The 20,072-nt window shown below is 70.3% G+C and carries 17 protein-coding genes; 9 read left to right on the top strand and 8 right to left on the bottom strand.

The window, feature by feature from the left end; genetic code table 11:
* Positions 1-2 precede the first annotated feature (2 nt).
* The 3 genes from ACQP2F_RS37310 to ACQP2F_RS37320 all read left to right on the top strand — a co-directional run bounded on the left by ACQP2F_RS37310 (position 3) and on the right by ACQP2F_RS37320 (position 3,065).
* Complete coding sequence (locus ACQP2F_RS37310) at positions 3-1,091, top strand: type III PLP-dependent enzyme (protein ID WP_433296008.1); 1,089 nt, start codon at positions 3-5, stop codon at positions 1,089-1,091.
* A 165-nt stretch (positions 1,092-1,256) separates the two neighbouring features.
* Positions 1,257-2,579, top strand: a complete 1,323-nt coding sequence (locus ACQP2F_RS37315) for an MFS transporter (RefSeq protein ID WP_433296010.1) — start codon at positions 1,257-1,259, stop codon at positions 2,577-2,579.
* Between the two features lie 162 nt (positions 2,580-2,741).
* A complete protein-coding gene (locus ACQP2F_RS37320) occupies positions 2,742-3,065 on the top strand; it encodes a hypothetical protein (protein WP_433296012.1) in 324 nt (107 codons plus the stop codon).
* Between the two features lie 203 nt (positions 3,066-3,268).
* Here ACQP2F_RS37320 and ACQP2F_RS37325 read toward each other — a convergent pair whose 3' ends face one another.
* Positions 3,269-3,646, bottom strand: a complete 378-nt coding sequence (locus ACQP2F_RS37325) for a hypothetical protein (protein WP_433296014.1) — start codon at positions 3,644-3,646, stop codon at positions 3,269-3,271.
* Between the two features lie 227 nt (positions 3,647-3,873).
* Here ACQP2F_RS37325 and ACQP2F_RS37330 point away from each other — a divergent pair, with 227 nt between their 5' ends.
* Positions 3,874-4,512 carry a DUF2461 domain-containing protein gene (locus tag ACQP2F_RS37330; protein WP_433296016.1) on the top strand — a complete coding sequence of 213 codons (639 nt, stop codon included), beginning with the start codon at positions 3,874-3,876 and terminating at the stop codon, positions 4,510-4,512.
* Positions 4,513-4,523: 11 nt separating this feature from the next.
* On the opposite strand, the gene ACQP2F_RS37335 is transcribed toward ACQP2F_RS37330, so the two are convergent.
* Genes ACQP2F_RS37335 through ACQP2F_RS37345 form a run of 3 tightly spaced genes read right to left on the bottom strand, consistent with a single transcriptional unit; the run spans position 4,524 to position 7,500 of the window.
* Positions 4,524-5,771: an ABC transporter permease gene (locus ACQP2F_RS37335; RefSeq protein ID WP_433296018.1), complete on the bottom strand. Its 1,248-nt coding sequence runs from the start codon at positions 5,769-5,771 to the stop codon at positions 4,524-4,526.
* A gap of 29 nt (positions 5,772-5,800) precedes the next feature.
* Positions 5,801-6,493, bottom strand: a complete 693-nt coding sequence (locus tag ACQP2F_RS37340; RefSeq protein ID WP_433296020.1) for an ABC transporter ATP-binding protein — start codon at positions 6,491-6,493, stop codon at positions 5,801-5,803.
* The gene (locus ACQP2F_RS37345; RefSeq protein WP_433296022.1) at positions 6,490-7,500 is read right to left on the bottom strand and encodes an efflux RND transporter periplasmic adaptor subunit; all 1,011 of its coding nucleotides are present in this window, start codon (positions 7,498-7,500) and stop codon (positions 6,490-6,492) included. The genes ACQP2F_RS37340 and ACQP2F_RS37345 overlap by 4 nt, the downstream gene beginning before the upstream one ends.
* Before the next feature lie 416 nt (positions 7,501-7,916).
* On the opposite strand from ACQP2F_RS37345, the gene ACQP2F_RS37350 reads away from it, so the two are divergent.
* The 3 genes from ACQP2F_RS37350 to ACQP2F_RS37360 are packed head-to-tail and all read left to right on the top strand — an operon-like array spanning position 7,917 to position 10,545.
* Positions 7,917-8,105 carry a hypothetical protein gene (locus ACQP2F_RS37350; protein ID WP_433296024.1) on the top strand — a complete coding sequence of 63 codons (189 nt, stop codon included), beginning with the start codon at positions 7,917-7,919 and terminating at the stop codon, positions 8,103-8,105.
* The gene (locus tag ACQP2F_RS37355) at positions 8,102-9,292 is read left to right on the top strand and encodes an FxsB family cyclophane-forming radical SAM/SPASM peptide maturase (protein ID WP_433296026.1); all 1,191 of its coding nucleotides are present in this window, start codon (positions 8,102-8,104) and stop codon (positions 9,290-9,292) included. Before ACQP2F_RS37350 ends, ACQP2F_RS37355 begins: the two co-directional genes overlap by 4 nt.
* The gene (locus ACQP2F_RS37360; RefSeq protein ID WP_433296028.1) at positions 9,289-10,545 is read left to right on the top strand and encodes an aKG-HExxH-type peptide beta-hydroxylase; all 1,257 of its coding nucleotides are present in this window, start codon (positions 9,289-9,291) and stop codon (positions 10,543-10,545) included. Before ACQP2F_RS37355 ends, ACQP2F_RS37360 begins: the two co-directional genes overlap by 4 nt.
* A gap of 6 nt (positions 10,546-10,551) precedes the next feature.
* Here the strand turns inward: ACQP2F_RS37360 and fxsT are convergent, their stop codons facing one another.
* From fxsT to ACQP2F_RS37375, 3 genes are all read right to left on the bottom strand, one after another.
* Complete coding sequence (gene fxsT, locus ACQP2F_RS37365; RefSeq protein WP_433296030.1) at positions 10,552-14,754, bottom strand: FxSxx-COOH system tetratricopeptide repeat protein; 4,203 nt, start codon at positions 14,752-14,754, stop codon at positions 10,552-10,554.
* A 204-nt stretch (positions 14,755-14,958) separates the two neighbouring features.
* Positions 14,959-16,005 carry a LacI family DNA-binding transcriptional regulator gene (locus tag ACQP2F_RS37370; RefSeq protein WP_433296032.1) on the bottom strand — a complete coding sequence of 349 codons (1,047 nt, stop codon included), beginning with the start codon at positions 16,003-16,005 and terminating at the stop codon, positions 14,959-14,961.
* A 100-nt stretch (positions 16,006-16,105) separates the two neighbouring features.
* On the bottom strand, positions 16,106-17,878 hold the full coding sequence (locus ACQP2F_RS37375) for a discoidin domain-containing protein (RefSeq protein ID WP_433296034.1): 1,773 nt from the start codon (positions 17,876-17,878) through the stop codon (positions 16,106-16,108).
* A gap of 315 nt (positions 17,879-18,193) precedes the next feature.
* Between ACQP2F_RS37375 and ACQP2F_RS37380 the strand changes: the two genes are divergently transcribed.
* Entirely contained in the window at positions 18,194-19,366 is a 1,173-nt protein-coding gene (locus ACQP2F_RS37380) for an MFS transporter (RefSeq protein ID WP_433296036.1), read from the top strand.
* Here the strand turns inward: ACQP2F_RS37380 and ACQP2F_RS37385 are convergent.
* A complete protein-coding gene (locus tag ACQP2F_RS37385; protein WP_433296038.1) occupies positions 19,326-19,637 on the bottom strand; it encodes a CU044_2847 family protein in 312 nt (103 codons plus the stop codon). The genes ACQP2F_RS37380 and ACQP2F_RS37385 overlap by 41 nt on opposite strands.
* Positions 19,638-19,744: 107 nt before the next feature.
* Between ACQP2F_RS37385 and ACQP2F_RS37390 the strand changes: the two genes are divergently transcribed.
* Positions 19,745-20,071 carry a trypco2 family protein gene (locus ACQP2F_RS37390; protein ID WP_433296040.1) on the top strand — a complete coding sequence of 109 codons (327 nt, stop codon included), beginning with the start codon at positions 19,745-19,747 and terminating at the stop codon, positions 20,069-20,071.
* Position 20,072: the final 1 nt, after the last annotated feature.

Genomic DNA, 20,072 nt, shown 5'->3' on the forward strand with positions numbered 1-20,072 from the left:
CCGTGTCTCCGGAGACCCCCTGCCTGGTGACCGATCTTTCCCAGGTCGGCTCCCGATACGACCAGTTAGTGGGCGCCCTGCCCGAAATTTCGGTGTTTTATGCGATGAAGTGCAACCCGGCCCCGGAGATCCTGCGCGCTCTGCGGTCCCGTGGCGCCGGCTTCGAGATCGCCTCGCTCGGCGAGCTGCGGGCGCTGCAGGCCATCGGCGTCGACCCGGCCGGCGTGCTCTACAGCAACCCGATCAAGCCGCCGGCCCACATCGAGGCCGCGGCCGCCGCCGGCGTGTGGCGGTTCGGCGCCGACTCCCCCGGCGAGCTGGCCAAGATCTCCGAGCTCGCGCCCGGGGCGGCCGTCTACGTACGCCTGCGGGTCGACGACAGCACCAGCCACTTTCCGCTGTCCGGCAAGTTCGGCACCGACGTCGAGGACGCGTACCACCTGCTGCTTCTCGCTCAGCGGCTCGGCCTCCGGCCGTACGGGGTCACCTTCCACGTCGGCTCCCAATGCGAGAGCACCGAGGCCTGGCGGACCGCGATCCGCGCGGCCGGAACCCTGATGGAGATGCTGCTCGCCGACGGCATCGAGCTGGAGATGGTGGACCTCGGCGGGGGCTTCCCGGCCTCGTACGTCGCCGGCGCTCCCCCGATCGAGGAGATCGGCGAGATCATCGCCAAGGAGATCGTCGACTTGCCGTACCGGCCCGACCTGATCGCCGCCGAACCCGGCCGTTTCCTGGTCGCCGAGGCCGGCGTGCTGGCCGCCGCGGTCGTCGGCCGGGCCGAGCGCGGCGACGAGAACTGGCTCTACCTCGAGGTCGGCGCGTTTCACGGGATGGCCGAGCCGCTGCAGATCCCGGGCGGCTGGACCTATCCGATGTGGACGTCCCGGCCCTCGGACGACCTGCTGCCGTACACGCTGTGCGGTCCGACGTGCGACAGCGCCGACACCTTCGCGCACGGTGTTCTGCTGCCGGGCACGCTGACGGTGGGAGACGTCGTGTACTTCGGGTCGGCCGGCGCGTACACGCTCTCGTACGCCACCTCGTTCAACGCCTTCCCGCCGCCCACGCAGGTCTTCGTCGGCTCGTAATTCGTTTGACAGCCGCCGCGAGCCGCCGGGAGACTCTCGGCCATGACAACTGCGCACTCCATCGTGTGTCCCTCCGGTGCTGTGCGCGGTCTGCCGGGCTGATGACCCTCTAGCGAGCGACGCGTACCTCCAGGCGCCGGGACATCTCGATCCCGGAGTTCCCGCATGTCGTCCTATCGGCTCTATCTGCTCATCTGCGGCCTCGGCTCGTTCGCGGGCAAGGTCGCCTTCACCCTCAACCTGATCTATCAGGCCACCGTCGTCGGGCTGTCGCCGCTGCAGCTCGTGCTGGTCGGCACCGTGATGGAGACGGTCTGCTTCATCGCCCAGGTGCCCACCGGCGTGATCGCGGACGTGGTCAGCCGCCGGCTGTCGGTCATCATCGGCTACCTGCTGATGGGCGCCGGCCTGCTGGTGTGGGGCCTCGTCCCGTCGTTCGCCGGCATCGTCGCGGCCACCGTGATCTGGTCGATCGGCGCGGTCTGCGTCGACGGCGCCGAGGAGGCCTGGGCCGCCGACGAGATCGAACCCGGCCGGGTCACGTCCGCCTTCGTGCGCGGCGGTCAGATCAACCAGGCCGGCTCGCTGCTCGGCATCCTCGCGGCGGTCGGGCTGGCGACTTTCGGGCTGGCCGTGCCGATCGTGGCCGGCGGCGTGCTGACGCTGGCTCTCGGCGCACTGCTGATGCTCTTCATGACGGAGGACCGCTGGTCGCCCGGCTCCGCCGGCTCTGCTGGCTCGGGCTCTCCGGGCTCTGCCGGCTCGGGCTCTCCGGGCTCTGCCGGCTCTCCGGGCTCTGCCGGCTCTCCGGGCTCCGTCGCCGTCGGGGCGTGGCGCTCGATGGGCCGCCAGGTCGTCGCCGGCGGGCGTGCCGTCCGGGGCAGCGCGCTGCTGACCGGCCTGGTGGCGGGCACGTTCTTCGCGGGCCTGAGCAGCGAGGGCTTCGACCGGCTCAGCCAGCCGTTCCTGATCCCGTACGTCGGTGACCGCCCCGTGGTCTTCGGCGCGCTGGCGGTGATCGCGTCGCTCGGCGCGATCGGCGCAACCGGCCTGATCGGTCGCCGCCTCGACATGTCCCACCCGCGCCGGGTCGGCCGGCTGCTCGCGGTCGTCCAGGCGGTCACGGCGGCCGGCATGATTTGTTTCGGCCTGGCCGGCCAGTGGTGGGTGGCGGTGCCGCTCTACCTGCTGGTGCGCCTGCTGCGCGACACGTCGGCCCCGATCCTGAACGTCTGGCTGGTCTCGGCCACGGCCCCGTCCTCGCGGGCCACGGTCTTCTCGATCCAGTCCCAGGCCGACGCGCTGGGCCAGATCGCCGGCGGCCCGCCGGTGGGCGTGGTCGCCGCCCGCACATCGCTGGGCGCGGGCATCTCGGTGGCGGGCCTGTTCCTGCTGCCGGCGATGGCCCTGTTCGGCTGGGCGGCACGCCGCTCACCGGTCGCCGAGAATCGCCCGGCAGTAGAGGTTTCAACCGCCGCACACGGCTAACTCTGCCTGCGCGCGACCCTTCGGGCGGCCGGCCTGGGGTGCCGGCCGCCCGTTCCAGCTGCTCACCCCGCCCGTCCAGCTGCTCACCCGCCCGTTCCAGCTGCTCACCCGCCCGTTCCAGCTGCTCACCCGCCCGTCTCGCGCACCCTCCCGGGAGCTGCCGTGCGGCACGACGAGTACACGATGGCCCTGGACCCCGCAGCGGCCGAGGTCTCCAGCGGCGCGATGGCGGCTGTGCTGGTCACGTTCCGAGCCCCGCCCCGCCTACAGCAGACCCGCGTGCGGCTGGGCGTAGACGGCCTGCCGCGCGGCGTGGCCGTCGAGTTCTACCCTCTGACGCCCCGACTGGGCGGCGTAGCAGTCCTGATCCTGACCACGTCCCGCGTGGCACGCGCCGACGCCGCCCCGGTCATCATCACCGCCAGGCCGATCTCCGGCGAACCCGAGGCAGCATCGGTCCCGTTCCACCTGACCGTCGCCGGCTGATCGACCCGCCGGCGCCTGCCCCGCATGCGCGTCCGCTCCGCCCTGCGGCGCGCGCGGGGCCAGCCGGTTCCGCCAGTCCCGCCCGCACCCGGTCGCCGGCGCACCGCCAGCCGGCCCACCCACGCCCTACCAAACCCCACCCGTTCACTGGGTGGGGCGACTATACGGCCGGGCTACGACAATTCCCGGGGGCCGTCCACAAGCTAATCTCCCCAATCGAGCTGACTCTCCGGGATTCCGGCTCGCCGCCCGTAGTCGACCGCCTCCGCGCGACCCTCCGCATCTCCGACCCGGTAGGTGAAAACACGGCCCGGGAAGACGACCGTGTGCGTACGCCCGTCGCTGAAATCGGCGTACCAACCCCCATGGTCGCCCGACAGCGCCGCCGCCAGCATCTCGGCCAGCTCCCCCGCCCGTTCGGCCGGCGCGGCGAAGTAGATCAGCGTCCAGAGGTCGGGCTGGGCCGCGGTCGTCGAGCCCGATACGTCCTGGCGGGAGATGCGGGTGATCTGTACGCCGGATGGCAGCGACAGCTCCGATCCGACCCGCAGGCTCTCGGCGATCAGGCAGCCGGTCAGCATGGGCGCATCCGCTCGATCAGCCCGGGCACCCAGTGGTCGCGGCACAGCGAGCTCCCGCAATTGCAGTCCATGACGAAGTCCTCCTCGCCCGTGCTGGTCGCGATGTCGCGGCGGACCACCGGCGTGTACGGCGCACCCCACCACAGACTCGGGTCGCCGCCCGAGCGAGCAGTCCGGCTCCGGTTCGGCCCACATGGCAGAACCCTAGCGACTCCTAGAATTCGACCGTGACATTTCGTGGGTGGCCGAGTGAGGCGCTCGAGTTCTTCGACGGGCTCGAGGCGGACAATTCAAAGACCTATTGGACGGCGCACCTCGAGCTGTACGAGAAGCAGGTGCGCGAGCCGATGCTGGCGCTGCTGGCGGCGCTGGAGCCGGAGTTCGGCCCGGGCAAGATCTTCCGCCCGTACCGCGACGTCCGGTTCAGCGCCGACAAGACGCCGTACAAGACGCACATGGGCGCCTGGCTCTCGTACGGCGGATACATCCAGTTGTCCGGCGACGGTCTGGCGGCCGGCAGCGGGATGTACCAGATGGCGCCCGACCAGCTGGAGCGCTATCGGCGGGCGGTCGCCAACGACGTGGTCGGCGCCGAGCTGGAGCGGCTGATCGAGTCGATCGCGGCGCAGCGGATCGACGTGGTCGGGCACGGCAGCCTGAAGACGGCGCCGCGCGGCTATCCGAAGGACCACCCGCGGATCGACCTGCTGCGCCACAAGGGCCTCACCACCTGGAAGGACTGGGAGCCGGCCGCCTGGCTGGGCACGGCCGCCGCGCAGAAGCGGATCGTCGAGTTCCTGCGGGCGAGCCGGCCGCTGCGGGAGTGGCTGGACCGCAACGTCGGCCCCTCCACCGCAGAACGCTGAGCAGCAGCGGCCTAGGCGCGCATCACCGTTGCGATCGGGATGCGGGCCGCCCGTAACGCGGGGACGAAGCCGCCGAGGATGCCGGCCACGATCCCGGCGATGATGCCGGCCACGCCGGCCTCCCACGGGAACTGCACGTTCTGCAGCAGCGGCTCGGAATGGCCGACCAGCGACGAGACGACCTTGAGGCCGGCCGCGCTCACGCCGATCGCCGCGGCGGCCGTCAGCAGGCCGGTCAGCAGGGTCTCGGACAGCACGATGCCGGCCAGCAGCGCACGCGGCGTGCCGACGGCCCGGCGCAGGGCGAACTCCTCGACCCGCTCGCCGACCGTGGCGAGGCCGACGTTGAGGATGCCGGCCACGCCGATGAGCAGCACCAGGCCGGCCATCGAGAAGAAGATCAGCCGCATCAGCGCGAGCTCCTTCTCACGCTCCTTCTTGGAGTTGATCGTCGACACGTACGGCTCGGCGCCGATGCCCTTGAGCTTGGCCGACAGCACCTTCTCGGCCGGGGTCGCGGGCGTCATCAGCACCCGCAACTCGCCGCCGCCGTAGGTGGGGTCGGAGAAGCCGGCCGGCGGGAGCCAGTTGGTGAGCTCGTCAAGACGTACGTAAGCCCGGGGTTGTTGATCTCCGTCGTCGACCACGCCGATGAACTGCGGCGTCAGGTTCGCGGCCGCCCCGCCCACGCGCATCTCGGCCGGCACGTGGTGACGCTCGAACCCCTTCGCCGCCTCCTTGTTGAGCACCAGATGCGGCGCCATCGCGGGCAGCGTGCCGAAGTCGAGCCACCGCCCGGACTCGAGCCGGAAGGGCCGGAACACCCGGATGTCCCCGGTCAGCGCCGTCAGGCGTACCTCGACCGCCTCGCCTTTCGGTCCGCTCGGACCCTGACAGTTCCCGGCCGCGTCACAGGTCTGCGGCGAGCCCCAGTCCTCGTCGATCGGCGAGCCGCCCTCGTTGACCGGCCGGACGCCGGGCTCGCCGATGATCGCCTGGGTGCCCATCGCCGCCACCGCGTCGGACCGGCCGGCCACCGTGCTCACCACGATGTCGGTGACGCCCGGCTGCGGACCCATGTCCATCACGTGCGTGCCCTCGATGCCGTCGGTCAGCTCGACGTCGGCGAGCAGCGCGTGCTCGGCGATGCTGGCGCCGGCCTGCACGACCACCACGGCGAGAACGCCGAGGAACAGACTGACCATCGAGAGCAGGGTGCGAAGCTTGCGGGCCCGGATGCCCTGGATGCCAATGATCAAGGACGATCGGGTACGCCCGGAGAGCCGCCTCATGCCGGGACCCGTTCCGTGAGCACGCCGTCCACCAGGTCGAGGATCCGGCCCATGCGTGCGGCGTGATCCCGGTCGTGCGTCACCAGCACCAGGCCGCACCCGCGCTCGGTCGCTCCCAGCAGCGCATCGATCACCAGGGTCCCGGTCTCGGTGTCCAGCGCTCCGGTCGGCTCATCGGCCAGCAAGATCTTCGGTTCCCGTACGAGCGCCCGCGCGATCGCCACCCGCTGCTGCTCGCCCCCGGACATCTTCGCCGGGCGGCTCTTCGCCAGATGCGCGATGCCGACCTGGTCGAGGGCCTTGAGCACGCGTCGCCGCCGCTCCCGCCGGGGCAGCCAGCCCTGGCCGTTGACCAGCGCCATCGACACGTTCTGCGCCGCGGTGAGGTGCTTGAGCAGGAAGAACCGCTGGAACACGAAGCCGAAGTGGGAGCTGCGCAGCTTGGCCGCCCGCCGCTCGGGCAGCCGGCTGATGTCCTGCCCGGCCAGGTGGTAGCTGCCGGCGTCCGGACGGTCGAACAGGCCGATGACGCTGAGCAGCGTGCTCTTGCCCGAGCCGGAGCGGCCGACGATGGCGACGCTCTCGCCCGGGCGTACGGTCAGGTCGACGCCGTCGAGGATGGTGCGCGGCTCCTTCTGTCCCTTCAGCACTTTCGTGATGCCGGTCAGCCGGATCAGCTCGTCGCTCATCCCGGCGCCCCCGAGCCGCCCTGGTCGTCCGGCTGCGGCGCGGCGGTCGGCAGATCGGGACCGGGCACGGCGATGGTCTCGTCGCCCTTGAGGCCCTTGCGAATCTCGACGACCTTGCCGTCGGTGAGGCCGAGCGTCACGTCGACGGTCTTGCGGGTCTGGTCCGGCCCGACCACGTCGACCTTGCCCTTGCCCTGGATGCCGGCCACCGCCTCGACCGGCAGCACCAGCACGTGCGAGGCCTTGGCGGTGACCACGTCGAGGGTGACCGCCGCGCCGTTGATCAGCTTGACGTCCTCGGGGGCCGTGCAGACCAGGCGCAGGCCGGTCGCCTCGGACCCCGCATCTTGACCGGGCGCCTCCGGCTCCGGCTCGGTCACCACGGCCGGCGCGCCGGAGGGGTTCGCGGCCGGCGCCGTCGTGGCCGGGGGTGGTGGTTCCGGGATCGTCCCGGCCGGCAGCGCCGCGATCGTCCCGAGCGCCTCGCAGTCGAACGGCCCGGGCCCGTTCTTGATCTGCCCGCGCACGTTCTGCACCGCGCCCGAGATCCGGTACGCCTGACCGCTGTCGATGTCGGCGACGATCCCGTAACCCGCGTACCGCGCCGACACCACCGGCATGCCCCTGGTGACGTCGGCATGGTCGTCCATGAGCCGCCCGGCCAGCGTCGAGTCCTTCGGAATCTCCACCCGCCGCGGCACGCCGTCGTCCCAGACCGAGGCCACCCACAGCGGCCGCGTGGCCGGCGTCTTCGACGGCCGCTTGTCGAGCCACCGAAGCTCCCCGTCAACCGGCGCCACGACGCCGAAGACCGGGTTGATGGTCACCTTGCCGCTCAGGCTGATCCGGTTGGTCAGATCCTGCCGGGCCGGCTTGACCGTGGTGAACACCGTGCCGCGGTCGGCGAGCCCGGGCGTCTCCGCCTTTTCGCCGGACGAGCTGCACCCGCACACCACGACACCGGCCGCGAAGACGACTCCGACGCGCACAAACCGTCGTCCGCCCACGGCTCTCCCCTTCCCGCGGGCACAGTGAGGATCTCCGATCGGCCCGGCGGAGCAGAGGCTACATCGATCATGCAACCGGTCGTTCACCCCGCCCGACCGCGACCTTATCCATAGATCGAGGTCTATTTGTTGAGGCCTACCGGGCATGACATTGATCTGAAGAACTCGCATTCCGTCGTCACGTCCGAAGTGTCCAATACTGGCCTTGGGAAACTGATCCGCGTCGAAGTATGGTGTCTGCAGAATCTCGGTGGGGGCCCGAGACACTCCCTCGAGATCCCTGCGGCTGTGGTGTCACCGGAGGACGTCCGTCACCCGGATGACGCCGGTCGCGCGGCACCGAGCGCGGGGACCGGCGGCGCAGCCGGCTGGCACGACCGTGACTTATCTAAGCCGCGGACGCGGAAGGCTGGTGGATGAACGCTACGACCGGTGAGCCGGATGACGCCCCGATCCGTGACGACGCACTTCCCGACGTCACCCGGATTCCCCTGCGCCGGCTCACGCTCGAGAACCGGCCCGCCTTGAAGGCGGCCATCGATCGCCTGGTCGATGACCTCACGGATGCGGCCGACATCACGGCCGGCTTCACCAACGTCCCATGACGTCGCGGGAGTGGCCGGCGAACCTGCAGGTCGCGGACGACTTCCGGCCGCACGCGTTCCGGGAGTTCGTTCTCAAGATTCATCAGCGTTGCAATCTCGCCTGCGACTACTGCTACGTCTACACGATGGGCGACGACACCTGGCGGGATCGCCCGACACGGATGTCTGTCGATGTGGTTCGCACCGCGGCAGCGCGGATCGCCGAGCACGCGGACGCGCACGATCTGCGGTCGGTGCGCGTGGTCCTGCACGGCGGCGAGCCCCTGCTGGCCGGCCGGGATCGGCTCGTGGAGATCATCGCCACGCTGAAGAGGACCATCGGCCGCGAGCTCCGGCTGGCCGTGCAGACCAACGGCGTGCTGCTCGATGAGGCGATGCTCGACCTGTTCCGGGCGGAAGGGGTCGAGGTCGGCATCAGCCTGGACGGCACCGGCGCCGACAACGACCGCCACCGCCGTTACGCCGACGGCCGTGGCAGCGCCGTTGCCGTCGAGCGGGCCCTCGGACTCCTGGCCGCAGAGCGCTACCGGGCGGTCTTCGCCGGAATTCTCTGCACCGTCGACATCGCGGCCGATCCCCTCGAGACGTACGAGACGCTGCTGCGCTACCGACCGAAGTTGATCGACTTCCTGCTGCCCCACGCCAACTGGGCCCGGCCACCGGTCCGTCCGGCCGAGGCGGGCGAGACCGCGTACGGCGACTGGTTGGTGTCGATTTTCGACCGCTGGTACGACGCGCCCCGGATCGATACCCGGGTCCGCATCCTGGAGGAGATCATCAGTCTGGTTCTCGGCGGCGCCAGCCGGTCGGAGCAGATCGGCCTGAGCCCGGTGACGGTGGCCGTGATCGAGTCCGACGGCGACATCGAGCAGGTCGACTCCCTGAAGTCGGCGTATCCCGGCGCGTGCGCCACCGGTCTCAACGTGGCGACCGACTCCTTCGACCGGGCGCTGCGTCATCCCGGCATCGTGGCCCGTCAGCTCGGAGCGGCCGCCCTCGGCCCGGATTGCGTGAGCTGTCCCATCCACCAGTGGTGCGGGGCGGGACACTACGCCCACCGATATCGTCCCGGCAGCGGCTTCCGAAACCGCTCGGTCTACTGCGCGGACCTGGCTCGCATCATCACCCACGTACGCCGGAGAGTGGCCGCGGACCTCGTCGATCAGACCGGACGGCGCGGCGAATGACCGAGCGCCACCGGGTGAGCCAGGCCCAGCTGACCGACCTGGCCTCCGGCACCTGCGCGCCGGACACGCTCCACCTGCTGCGCGAAGCCGAGCTCAGCCGGCGCCTGCTGCTGATCCGGCACATCGCCGACACTGCGCCGGGCAACGACGACGCTGTTGCCGTCATCGACATGGCCCGCGAACGAGACCGGGAATCGGCCACCGATGTCATCACCGATCCGATGGCCGGTGCCTGGCTGGCGAGCGCCGTCCGCCGGCTGCGGGCGGCGGAGCCGACGGAGGCGGATCTTGGCCAGCTTGCGGCCCTGGCCGCCGTCGCGGCCGCCCGGTGCGGCGCCGACGCCGATCTGCCCATGACCTATCACGGCTCGACCGCGATGCTTCCGACCATCGGCCTGGTCGGCGGCCTGCCTCCCGACGGGACCGTGCGGCTCCTGGTCCGCGGCGGCCGTGTCGAGGCGAGCGACGGCCGATGGCAGCACCTGCGACGGTTGACCGGCGGCCCGCAACCGGTGGTGCTGGACGCCCTCAGCCCGTACCGGGACGTCTTCCATGCACCGGCCCGCCGGCGGCTGAGCGACGCCGACGCCGAGCGCTGGCAACACCTGTTCACCGGCGCCGGCCGGATTCTTTTCCGCTATGCCGGCGAGCGGGCGGCCCGAGCGGGCGCTGTAGTGCGCACGATAGTGCCGCTTCGCCGGAACAAGGGCCCGTTGATGCTCAGCGCCACGGCACGGCATGTGTTCGGCGCTCTGGGCGCCACCATGCCCGCCTCGGCGGCCACGCTGGGGGTCACCCTGGTGCATGAGGGGCACCACTCCATCCTGAATGGGGTGCTTCAGCTGGAGGCGTTGTTCGATCCGAAAGACCCGACCCTCTACTTCGCGCCCTGGCGTCGCGATCCGCGTCCGATTAGGGGCCTTTTACACGGTGTTTATGCATTTTTGGGAACAGCCGATCTCATGAACCGACTGCGGGCCGACCCGGCGCAGGAACGGGCGGCCGAAAAGCAGTTCGCGAAGATTTGCCGGCAACTTCGTCCCGCACTGGATTCGCTGCGGGACGCGCCCGGCTTGACCGAGCCCGGTCGGCAATTCGCGAAAGGCATGGAGGAAGAGCTGTCGCGGCTGGAGATGGTCCCGGTCTCCCGGGAAGCGGCCGATTTCGCGACCCGCTCGATGAACGACGACCGGGCGCGATGGCAGCGAAGAAACGGCCGCGCGGAATCACTTCCGCGCGGCCGCCCGTCGTGATCCGGCCTAGGTGGGCGGCGGCTCGATGTCGCACTCCGCACGCTTGAACCGTCCGGCGTCGACGGTCTCCGGATGCTTGGGTCCGAGCACCGCGGCGAAGTCGGCGATCGTGGCGTCGAACAGCGCCAGGCCGTTCGCCTCCTGGCCGGTGGCCTGCAGGTCGAGCGCGGCGTTCACGGCACAGGACAGGGTGTACGGGTGGTGCTCACCGCGCACCTCCCGCGAGACCTCCAGCGTCCGCACCGACAGCTCACGCGCGCCGTTGACGTCGTGCGCAAGCACCCGGTCGTTGGCGACGCCGCTGGCCGCGCACAGCGTGTACCCGTGCGTGGCGCCGAGCAGCTCGGTCATGTCGTCCAGCACGGTGTCGCCGATCTTGCGGGCCTCCCGGCTCTCGCCGAGCGCCCGGTAGATGATCGCCAGGTTCGACTGGGCGACCAGGGCGAGCGGGTGACGGACGCCGAAGGTCTTCCCGTACCGCTGCGCCGTTCCCGCGGCCAGCTCCCGTGCGTCCGAGAGGCGGCCGTTCACGCGCAGCGTGTTGGCGTAGGTCATCGCCGCGGCCAGCGTCAGCTCGTGGTTGGGCCCGAGGCGGGACTCGGTCTCGAGGTAGTTCTCGTCGGCCCACTTGAGCGCGTCCTCGTACTGGCCGGTCTTACGGAGGGCGACGCCGAGTGCCCGCGCCGCCCACAGCACCCGCGTGTGTCCACTGCCGAGCAACGTGCGGTACCGCGTGTACACGCGGTTCAACGACTCCAGGGCCTCGGTGTACCGTCCTCGGCCGTTGAGGTCGAGCGCGCGGTTGACCACGCAGACGATGTAGCGGGGGTCGTCCTCGCCCACCGCCTTGCGCCACTCATCCATCAGCTCCTCGTCGACCTTCAGCGCGCCGCCGAAGTCGCCGAGGATGCGCAGGTTGACCGCCCGGTTGTTGCGCGCCCGCAGGGTCAGCTCGTCCTCGTCGCCGAACGCCTCGCGATGGCGGGCCAGGTTCAGCTCGTCGATGGCCAGCGCTTCGCGGTACTCCCCGGCGACCCGGAGGTCCACGGCGACGCTCATGGCGGTTGCCAGCGTGTGCTCATGCTCGGGGCCGAAGTCGGCACTCGCCTCCAGGCTCCGGTAGACCTCCTCGTCGAATGCCCGGGCCCGCTGCCGCTCACCGAGGTCCCGCAGCGCGTTGGCCAGATGACGCTTGGCGATCTGCGTCAACTCGCCCTCGGGCCCGACGTCCTCATTGGGCTGCGCGGCCGACCACGCTTCCACCGCCAGCTCACCGAGCCGGCGGCTTCCCTCGTAGTCGCCGATGACGTACAGATAACGAATTTGATCGAGTACGACCTGGCGTGCCCCGCTGATTTCCGAGTCGACCAGCTCGGCGGCGAGGATATGTGGCCCGATCTCCTGATAGACAATGGCATAGCGGCGAGTGTCGTCGGGCTGCACCGGATTGGCCGTCGCAAAGATCCGCTGTACATTTTCCTTGCTTTTCGCCAATAGCTCCGCACCCAGATCCTCGCGCAACACCAACTGCACCAGGCGGTGCACTTGAATGCGCTGATCGGCATCGACCTTCGCCAGTCCGTATTTGCGCAGGTCGCGAATAGTACGGCTGAGCCGGATCGGGTCCCGCAGCACCGACCGCAACGGGTTGGAGATAGCCGCCTCGCGGGCCCGGCGCAGCATGCCCACGGAGAGCGGCTCGGCACCGAGATAGGCGAACAGCTCGAGCAACTGGGCCACCGCTGGGTTGTCGCGGCGCAGGCGGTCGAACGCCAGGCTGACGAAGGCGGCCACGGTCGTCGGGTACAGCGGCGGCTTGCCCTCCGACATGAGGTCCCGCACGTGGGTGGCGAACAGCTCCAGGTACTCACCCACGCGCATGCCGGTCGCCGTCTGCCAGTAGCGGGCCTGGTCGAGCGCGAGGGGCAGGTCGCCGAGGGTCGCGGCGAGCCGGTCGGCGTCCTCGACCGAGATCGCCTCACTGCGCTTGCGGAGCAGCGAGATGCTCTCGCCGCGGGCGAAGACGTTCACCTCGATCGCGTCGCTGGACTCCGACCACGCCTGGTTCCGCGAGGTGATCACGACGTGGCCGCCGGACGAGGGCACCAGCGGCAGGATCTCCTCCGGCTCGTCCGCGTTGTCGAACACCAGCAGCCAGCTCAGGCTGCCGTTGGCGAGGTAGCGCAGCACGGTGTTCGCGGTCTGCTGCTGGTCCTGGTTCTGCGTGAGCCCCAGCTCGTCGCACAGGTTGGCCAGCGATGTCAGCGCCAGGGACTTCTGATCGGCCGGGATCCACCAGATGAGGTCGTACTGATCGGCGAACCGGTACACGTACTCCAGCGCAAGCTGGGTCTTGCCGACACCGCCCAGGCCGTGCAGCGCCCGCGGGAGCACCGAGGCCTTGGAGCTCTCGACCAACGCCGTGCGCAGCGCACTCAGAAGATCCTCGCGACCGGTGAAGTCCGGGTTCCGGATCGGAATATTTCCACGAATATGCTGTCGGCCCTCAACAATACCTAACGGGTCGATAGCCGTTTTATCCAGTACTGTTGTCTTCACCACAGCATCTCCATCGGGTGTTATGATCTCGCCCACGAGTGGACCGTCAACGGCAGAAATTTCCGGGCCGATCGTACTGTACGGTTGTTGCTCTTGAAGGCATATGTCGCGGATAGCGCGCTGACTGATCCCGACCGCGCTGGCCGCTTGATCGGTCCATTCGTGGAGCATTTTGAATTCGCCGCGGTCACGGCCGCTCTGATGCGAGAGATGTTCCACGAATATGAAGAGCATTGGCGTTTGGCCGGGCGTGACCGGAAGCTGCTCCACCCGGCGCACCGCGGACGGGACGTCGCTCCAGTCGAGGTCGGCCTCGTCGTCGGGCCGGATCGCCCGGTAGGCCTCCGCCAGAGCGCCTGGCGACACCCGCGCCAGCTGCTCGACGAGCGACCGCCGGTGCTCCTGCTGGAGCTCGAGGGCCTGCACGGGCGTCGGCCGGCTCGGCGGACCCACCGCGTCGAGCAGCTCGCGGGCGGCCGTCGCCCACGTCTTGCGGGAAGCGAGCAGCGACCGCGTCTCCTCCGCCCGGCGGAACGCGGCATCCCGGTCACGCAGCACGGCGTCGATGGCCCGCGCCCAGCGATCGACCAGCTCGTCGCCGTCGTCGGCCGTCGGGATCACGATCCGTTGCGCGTCCTCCTGGTCGAGGAGCTCCTCGAGCAGCATGCCGAGACCGCTCGTCGAGCTGATCAGCGCCGGCGTCCCGGCGGTGATCGCCTCCACGCCGACCAGGCCGAAGCCCTCGGCCCGCGACGGCATGAGCACCAGACTGGCGCGCCGCAGGTCGGCCGACAGGCGCTCGGCCTGGGCCGTGTACGGCCGGACCACCACGTTGAGCGCCGGCATCTGGGCCCACTCCTGCACCTTGATCCGCAGCTGCTCACCGGCGCTGGCCGGCGCGCCGCGCACCACGAACTCCATCTCCGGCACGGGCCGCCCCCGCCACCGGAGCGCCTGCCCCAGAGCCCGGGCCGCGATGTCGAGGCCCTTCAGATGGGCGTCCTCCATCCGCCCGAAGAGAAGCACCCGGCACAGTCCGGCCGGTGTCAACTTTCCGACCCCCTCGGCGCCGTTCCCGTCGAAGCCCGGGCTCAGCTGCATCGGCTGGACATCCTCGGGCAGGAGGTCGTTGAGCAACCGGTTGTAGATGCGCGGTCCGACGGCGACCACCCGGTACGCATTGCGCGACAGCCGCAGCTCCTCCTCCGTCCGCACCTCGGCGCGGGTGGTCGCGTCGTCGACGCGGTCGAGCTTGTGCCATTCGATTTCGTCCGGTGACGTGTGCACGATGTGCAAGCGCTGCGCCTCGGGAAAGTGATCCTCCTGCAGCGCCTTCGCGGACGGACCGGTCACCCGGGAGTGTCCGATGATGATCGACGGGGCGAAGCCGGCGGGCAGTGACGGCTTGCGGGCCAGCGCCAGAGCCTGCGTCGACTCCCCGTTCTTCCGGGTGTCGACGAGCGTCACGCCACCCTGCTCGGCATGGCGTCGCTCGGCGTCGGTCGCGGTCAGGACCAGGCACACGACCCTCGCACCCTGCGCGGCCAGCGCGAAACACAGCTGACGATTGAAGGTGGTGAGCCCTCCCCGTTCGGAGTCCCACTCACTGCAGACGGCGAGAACGTGGTGCTGATCGTATTGCCCGCTCATGGGCCGCATCCCCCAGGCCGTTCGTCTGGTCTACGCCGCACCGAATGATCACCTCGGAACCCGGAAAGACCGATTGTCACGACCGGGCCGATTCTTCCCGCCCACGGGTACGGCTCGCAACCGGCCCTACGTTCACCGATTGGGCAAGATCGTTTCTGGCCTGCAAGAATGGACGCGGCGATTTCAGTCCGATTAGGACGCGGGTCAGGCCGATTCGCGGATGACGAGCGTGGGCTGGAACGTCACCGAGCGCGGCAACCGCCCCGGCGAGGCGATGTGCGCCAGCAACACCTCGGCCATCTCCGCGGCCATCTCCTCGACCGGCTGGCGCACCGTGGTGAGCAGCGGCCGGCAGTCGAGCGCCGCGCTGCTGTCGTCGAAGCCGACCACCGCGATGTCGTCCGGCACGCGGCGACCCAGATCCTGCACCGCGCGCAGCGCGCCCTCGGCCATCAGGTCGTTCGCCACGAACAGCCCGTCTATGTCGGGGTTGGTGGCGAGCAACTGCCGCGCGGCCGCCTCGCCGCCGGCCCGGGTGAAGTCGCCCTCGACGGTCGGCACCGCGGCGAAGCCGCACCCGGTCAGGTAGGACCGGAAGCCGTCCAGCCGATCGAGGCCGGACGGGATGTCGAGCGGCCCGCTGATCGTGGCCAGGCGGGAGCAGCCGCGGGCGAGCAGCCGCTCGGCCGCCAGCTGAGCGCCCAGCTTCTGGTCGACGTCGACGTAGCTGACCGCGATCGGCGACGTCGGCCGGGCCGACACCACGGCGGGGATGCCGAGGTCGTGCACCTGGCGCGGCAGCGTGTCCTGCTCGTGGCTGCTGATCAGCAGCACGCCGTCGACGTGACCCTGGCGCAGGTAGCGCACTACTTGGTGGTGGTCGGTCGAGTCGGTCGGGATCACCACGAGGTGGATGTCGTGCGGGCGCAGCGCGCTGGTGGCGCCGGCCGTGATGCGGCCGAAGTAGGGGTCGGTGAAGATGCGGTTCAGGAACGAGTGGTTGTCGGGCCGGTCGGGCTCGCTGATCACCAGGGCCACCGAGTTCGAGCGGCGGGTCACCAGGCTGCGGGCGGCGACGTTCGGCACGTACCCGGTCTCGGCGATCGCCCGCTGGACCATCTCGCGGATCTTGGCGTCGACGCTGGGCGCGCCGTTGATCACGCGGGAGACGGTGGCCCGCGAGACGCCGGCGGCCTCGGCCACCTGATCCATGGTCGGGTGCTGGCCACCGCGGGCCGGCCGGGAGTTCATGCGGTCTGTTATAGCACCGGGCCGAAGTGCGCGGAGAGCGCTCTCAGGCCCACGGGCGCCGTCGCGGGAAGCGGCGGCGCCCGTGGTCATCGTCGGTTCCTTACTGGTAGACGCGGACGTAGTCGACGAGCATCTGCGACGGGAACGGCGTGGTCGCGTCCACCGCGCCGGGCCAGTCACCGCCGACCGCGAGGTTCAGGATGATGTAGAACGGGTGATCGTAGATCCACGCGCCCCTGGTGTTCTCCACCGTCTCCTTGCTGGCGTAGAAGACCTGGGTGTTGTCGAGGAAGAACTTGATGCCCTTGCTGTCCCACTCGGCGGCCCAGGTGTGGAAGTCGGCGGAGAGGTCGGCGCCGCCCGCGGCCTTGTAGGACTGGCCGTAGCCGCCACCGCCGTTGTACATCGGGGCGTGCAGCGTGGAGTAGCTGGTGAAGGTGTCCTTGCCCAGCACCTCCATGATGTCGACCTCGCCGTTGTACGGCCACGGCCGCCCGGTGAGGAAGTCGGCGCCCATCATCCAGAACGCCGGCCAGAAGCCCTGGCCCTTCGGCACCTTGATGCGGGCCTCGACCCGGCCGTACTGGAAGGTGAACTTGCCGCCGGTGTTCATCCGGTGCGAGGTGTAGTCGCGGCCGTTCGACGTCTCCTTGCGCGCGGTCATGACCAGGTGACCCTGGCCGTCCATGGCCGCGTTCTGGCCGTTGGTGTAGTACTCCTGCTCGCCGTTCTGCCCGGTGCCGTAGTCGATCGTCCACTTCGACGTGTCGACGCCGGAGCCGGCCGCGCCGTTGAACTCGTCGGCGAAGACCAGGCGGGTGGCCGGGAAGGTCGGGTCGGCCGGCTTGGCGGGCGGGGTCGTCGGGTTGCCGCCGGTGCCGTAGACGCTGAACTCCCACAGCGAGTAGCCGTAGGTGCTGCTGCGCGCGGTGCCGTACATGCGCACGTACCGCCCGGAGCCGGTGGCGTTGATGACGTCCTTGAAACCGTCGCCGGTGGTGGTCGAGTAGATGGTGGTCCAGTTGGCGGCGTCACCGGAGACCTGGATCTGGTACGCCTTGCCGTACGCCGGGTCCCACTGCAGCACCACCTGGCTGACCTGCGCGGTCGCCCCGAGGTCGACGTAGATCCAGCCGGGGTCGACCCAGCCGGTGGTCGGGTTGGTGGCCCAGCGCGAGGCGGGGTCGTTGTCGAACGCCTTGTCCGCCGTGCACGGGTTGCACTGCGCGTCGTTCTGCTCGGAGGAGGCGCGGGCGGGCTTGTTGTACGAGAGGAGCTTCGCCCCGCCCGAGGAGGTCGGCGGCGTCGTCGGGGTCGTCGGGCTCGTCGGCGGCGTGGTCGTCGTGCCGCCGCTGAACACCTGGAACTCCCAGAACGAGTAGCCGTAGTTGGCCAGCGCCCGGGTGGTCAGGTTGATCCGGACATAGCGCGCGCTGCCGGTGGCCGCGATGCTCTGCTGCCCGCCGGTGCCGGTGGTCGTCGAGTACGCGTTGGTGTACGTCGAGCCGTTCGTCGAGAACTGGATGGTGAACGCCGTCGCGTACGCCGCCTCCCAGTTGATCGCGATCCGGCTGACCGAGGTGGTCGCGCCGAGGTCGACCTGGAACCACTGCGACGCCGACCAGGCGCTGGCCCACCGGGTGCCGTTGTTGCCGTCGACCGCCTCGCCCGGCTGATAGCCGTTGGCGGTCTCGGTCGACGACGCCGTGGCCGGCTTGCCCTGCGAGACCACCACCTCGGCGGCCTCGGCGTTGGTCGTGGTGATGAGGAAGGTCGCCAGCAGGCCGGCGAGCCCGGCGGCGAAGGCGAGGAATCGGGCAGGCGACAGCCGGCGTCGGCGCGGCGCGAGCCCGTCCAGGACTGGGGAGGTCATGGGCGACTCCTGTTTGGGGATTGTTTCGAAGAAGTGACCCGTCGGGGAACAGGCCGTGAAAGCGCTCTTCGTGACGACACTGTGAACCGCCACTCAAAGCCCTGTCAATGCCTGGTAGAAGCTCGGGAAGCGCTTCCCGGCGCTCGTCGGCGGATAGACGCAGGTCGGCGCGGGGAAAGGAGTTGGTTCCGGAACCGGGCGGCCGATAGGCTCGGGCCTCAGCAGCCCCAACTGTAGGCAGGGCGCCGCCCTGGTGGAGTGGTCGCGCGATCGAGGTCGCGCGTGGGCCGATCAAGCACCGAGGGTCGGTTCACCATGCCACTTTTCCTGGCCGCGGCCATCGCCATCGACGCGTTGGGCACCGGCGCTTTCGTCCCGGTCTCGCTCCTCTACTTCCCGCACGTCGCGGGTCTCCCCCTGGCCCTGGCCGGCATCCTGACCACGGCCGGCGCCCTCGCGTCCCTGCCGGTCCCGCTGCTCGCCGGCCGCCTTTCCGACAAGCATTCCCCGCGTACGGTGGTGACAGCCGGCCAGTTGCTGCAGGCGGCCGGCTTCGCCGGTTTCCTGGTCGCCCGCACCCCGCTGACGGTCCTGCTCGTGATCGCGACCGTGGCCGCCGGCCAGCGTCTCTTCTGGTCCTCGCTGTTCACGCTGGTGGCCGCGACCGGCACCGGCGGCAACGACCGCCGCTTCGCCGTCACCGGGATGCTTCAGGCGGCCGGCGCCGGCGCCGGCCTGCTGACCGCCGGCGCCCTCCTCGCCACCGGCCTCTACCGCCCCCTGGCCGCCGCCAACGCGCTCTCGTTCGTGGTCGCCGCCGCCCTGATGCTGCGCGTCCCCTCCGGCCGTTCCGCCGGATCCGGCTCGCCGAAGCCTGGTCGCCGGCTGCTTCCGGACCGCAGGTTCCTCCGGTTCACGGCCGTGAACGGAGTCTTCTGCCTGTGCAGCGTCATGCTCGGGGTGGCTCTGCCGGTCTACCTCGCCGACGGCTTGCACGCGGCGTCATGGCTCGCCGGGCCGATCCTGGCCGCCAACGTCGCTCTGCTCGCCACCGGACAGCTCGGGGCCGTCCGGGTCGTGCGCGCGCTGCCGCGGACCCGGGCGCTGACCATCGCCGGTCTTCTGTGGACAGCATGGGCCGCCCTGACCGCCGCCGCCGTCGCCGTACCGGCCGGCCCCCTGCTGGTCGCCTATCTGATCGGCGTGACCGTCCTCTACGCCGCCGCCGAGCTGATCCACGCCCCGGTCTCGAACGCCCTCGCCGCCGAGCTGGCCCCCGAGCACGCCCGAGGCTCGTACCTGGCCGTCTTCCAATACGGCTTCACCCTCGCCACGATCGTCGCCCCGGCCGGCTTCGCCCTGCTCTTCACCGCGGACCGACTGCTGCCGTGGCTGACCCTGGCCGCCCTGAGCGCGGTCGCGACGGCCGCTCTCCCCCGCCCCGAGCTCAGCCCCTCCGGGCTCCCGACGGCTCCCAGGACAGGGTGACCTCGAAATTGCCCTCGGTCGCCGCCTTGGCGACCAGCCAGTTCATCGTGCCGGTCGCCTTGATGCCGAACTTCACCTCGACCTTGTCGGGGCTCATCTCGCGCACCTGCTCGAGGACGACCCGGGCGGCCGCGATCGCGGGGCCGACCGCCTCGCGCACGCGGCCCACGACCTCCTCGGCCGAGGTCGCCGGGACGAAGCCGGCGACCGGCTCGATCTCGAACGACACGGTCACATCGTCGGCGGTGTACTTGACGACCTCGCTCTCCATGGCCGCCACGCTACAGTCCCGCTCGACGTTCCCGACGATGTCGGCCACCCGATCGCCGACGCCCGGCAGTGGTGGTAGGCAGGCATGGACGGTAGGGAGATGAGGCCATGTCCGGGTCCGATCACATCGTCGAGCTGTCGGATGCCATCGAGGCGTTGCGCGCGGAGTTGGCCGACGCCATAGAGCGCGGCGGCGCGAGCGCCATCCGTTTCCAGGTGCAACCGGTCGAGCTCACGCTGCAGGCCGTGGTGACCAAGGACGTCAACGGCCGCATCGGCTGGGGTGCGTTGGGCGTGGGAGCCAAGTACGAAGCGGCGATCACCCAGACGCTGAAGCTCACCCTGAAGCCCGTGCAGCAGACCGACACCGGCCTGGTGGATCTCACGGTCGCCGACGCCGGTGGCGCGGTGGGCCGGCTCGGGCCCAAGGCCTGAC

This window comes from Actinoplanes sp. CA-030573 (assembly GCF_050951115.1).
Lineage (GTDB): Bacteria > Actinomycetota > Actinomycetes > Mycobacteriales > Micromonosporaceae > Actinoplanes.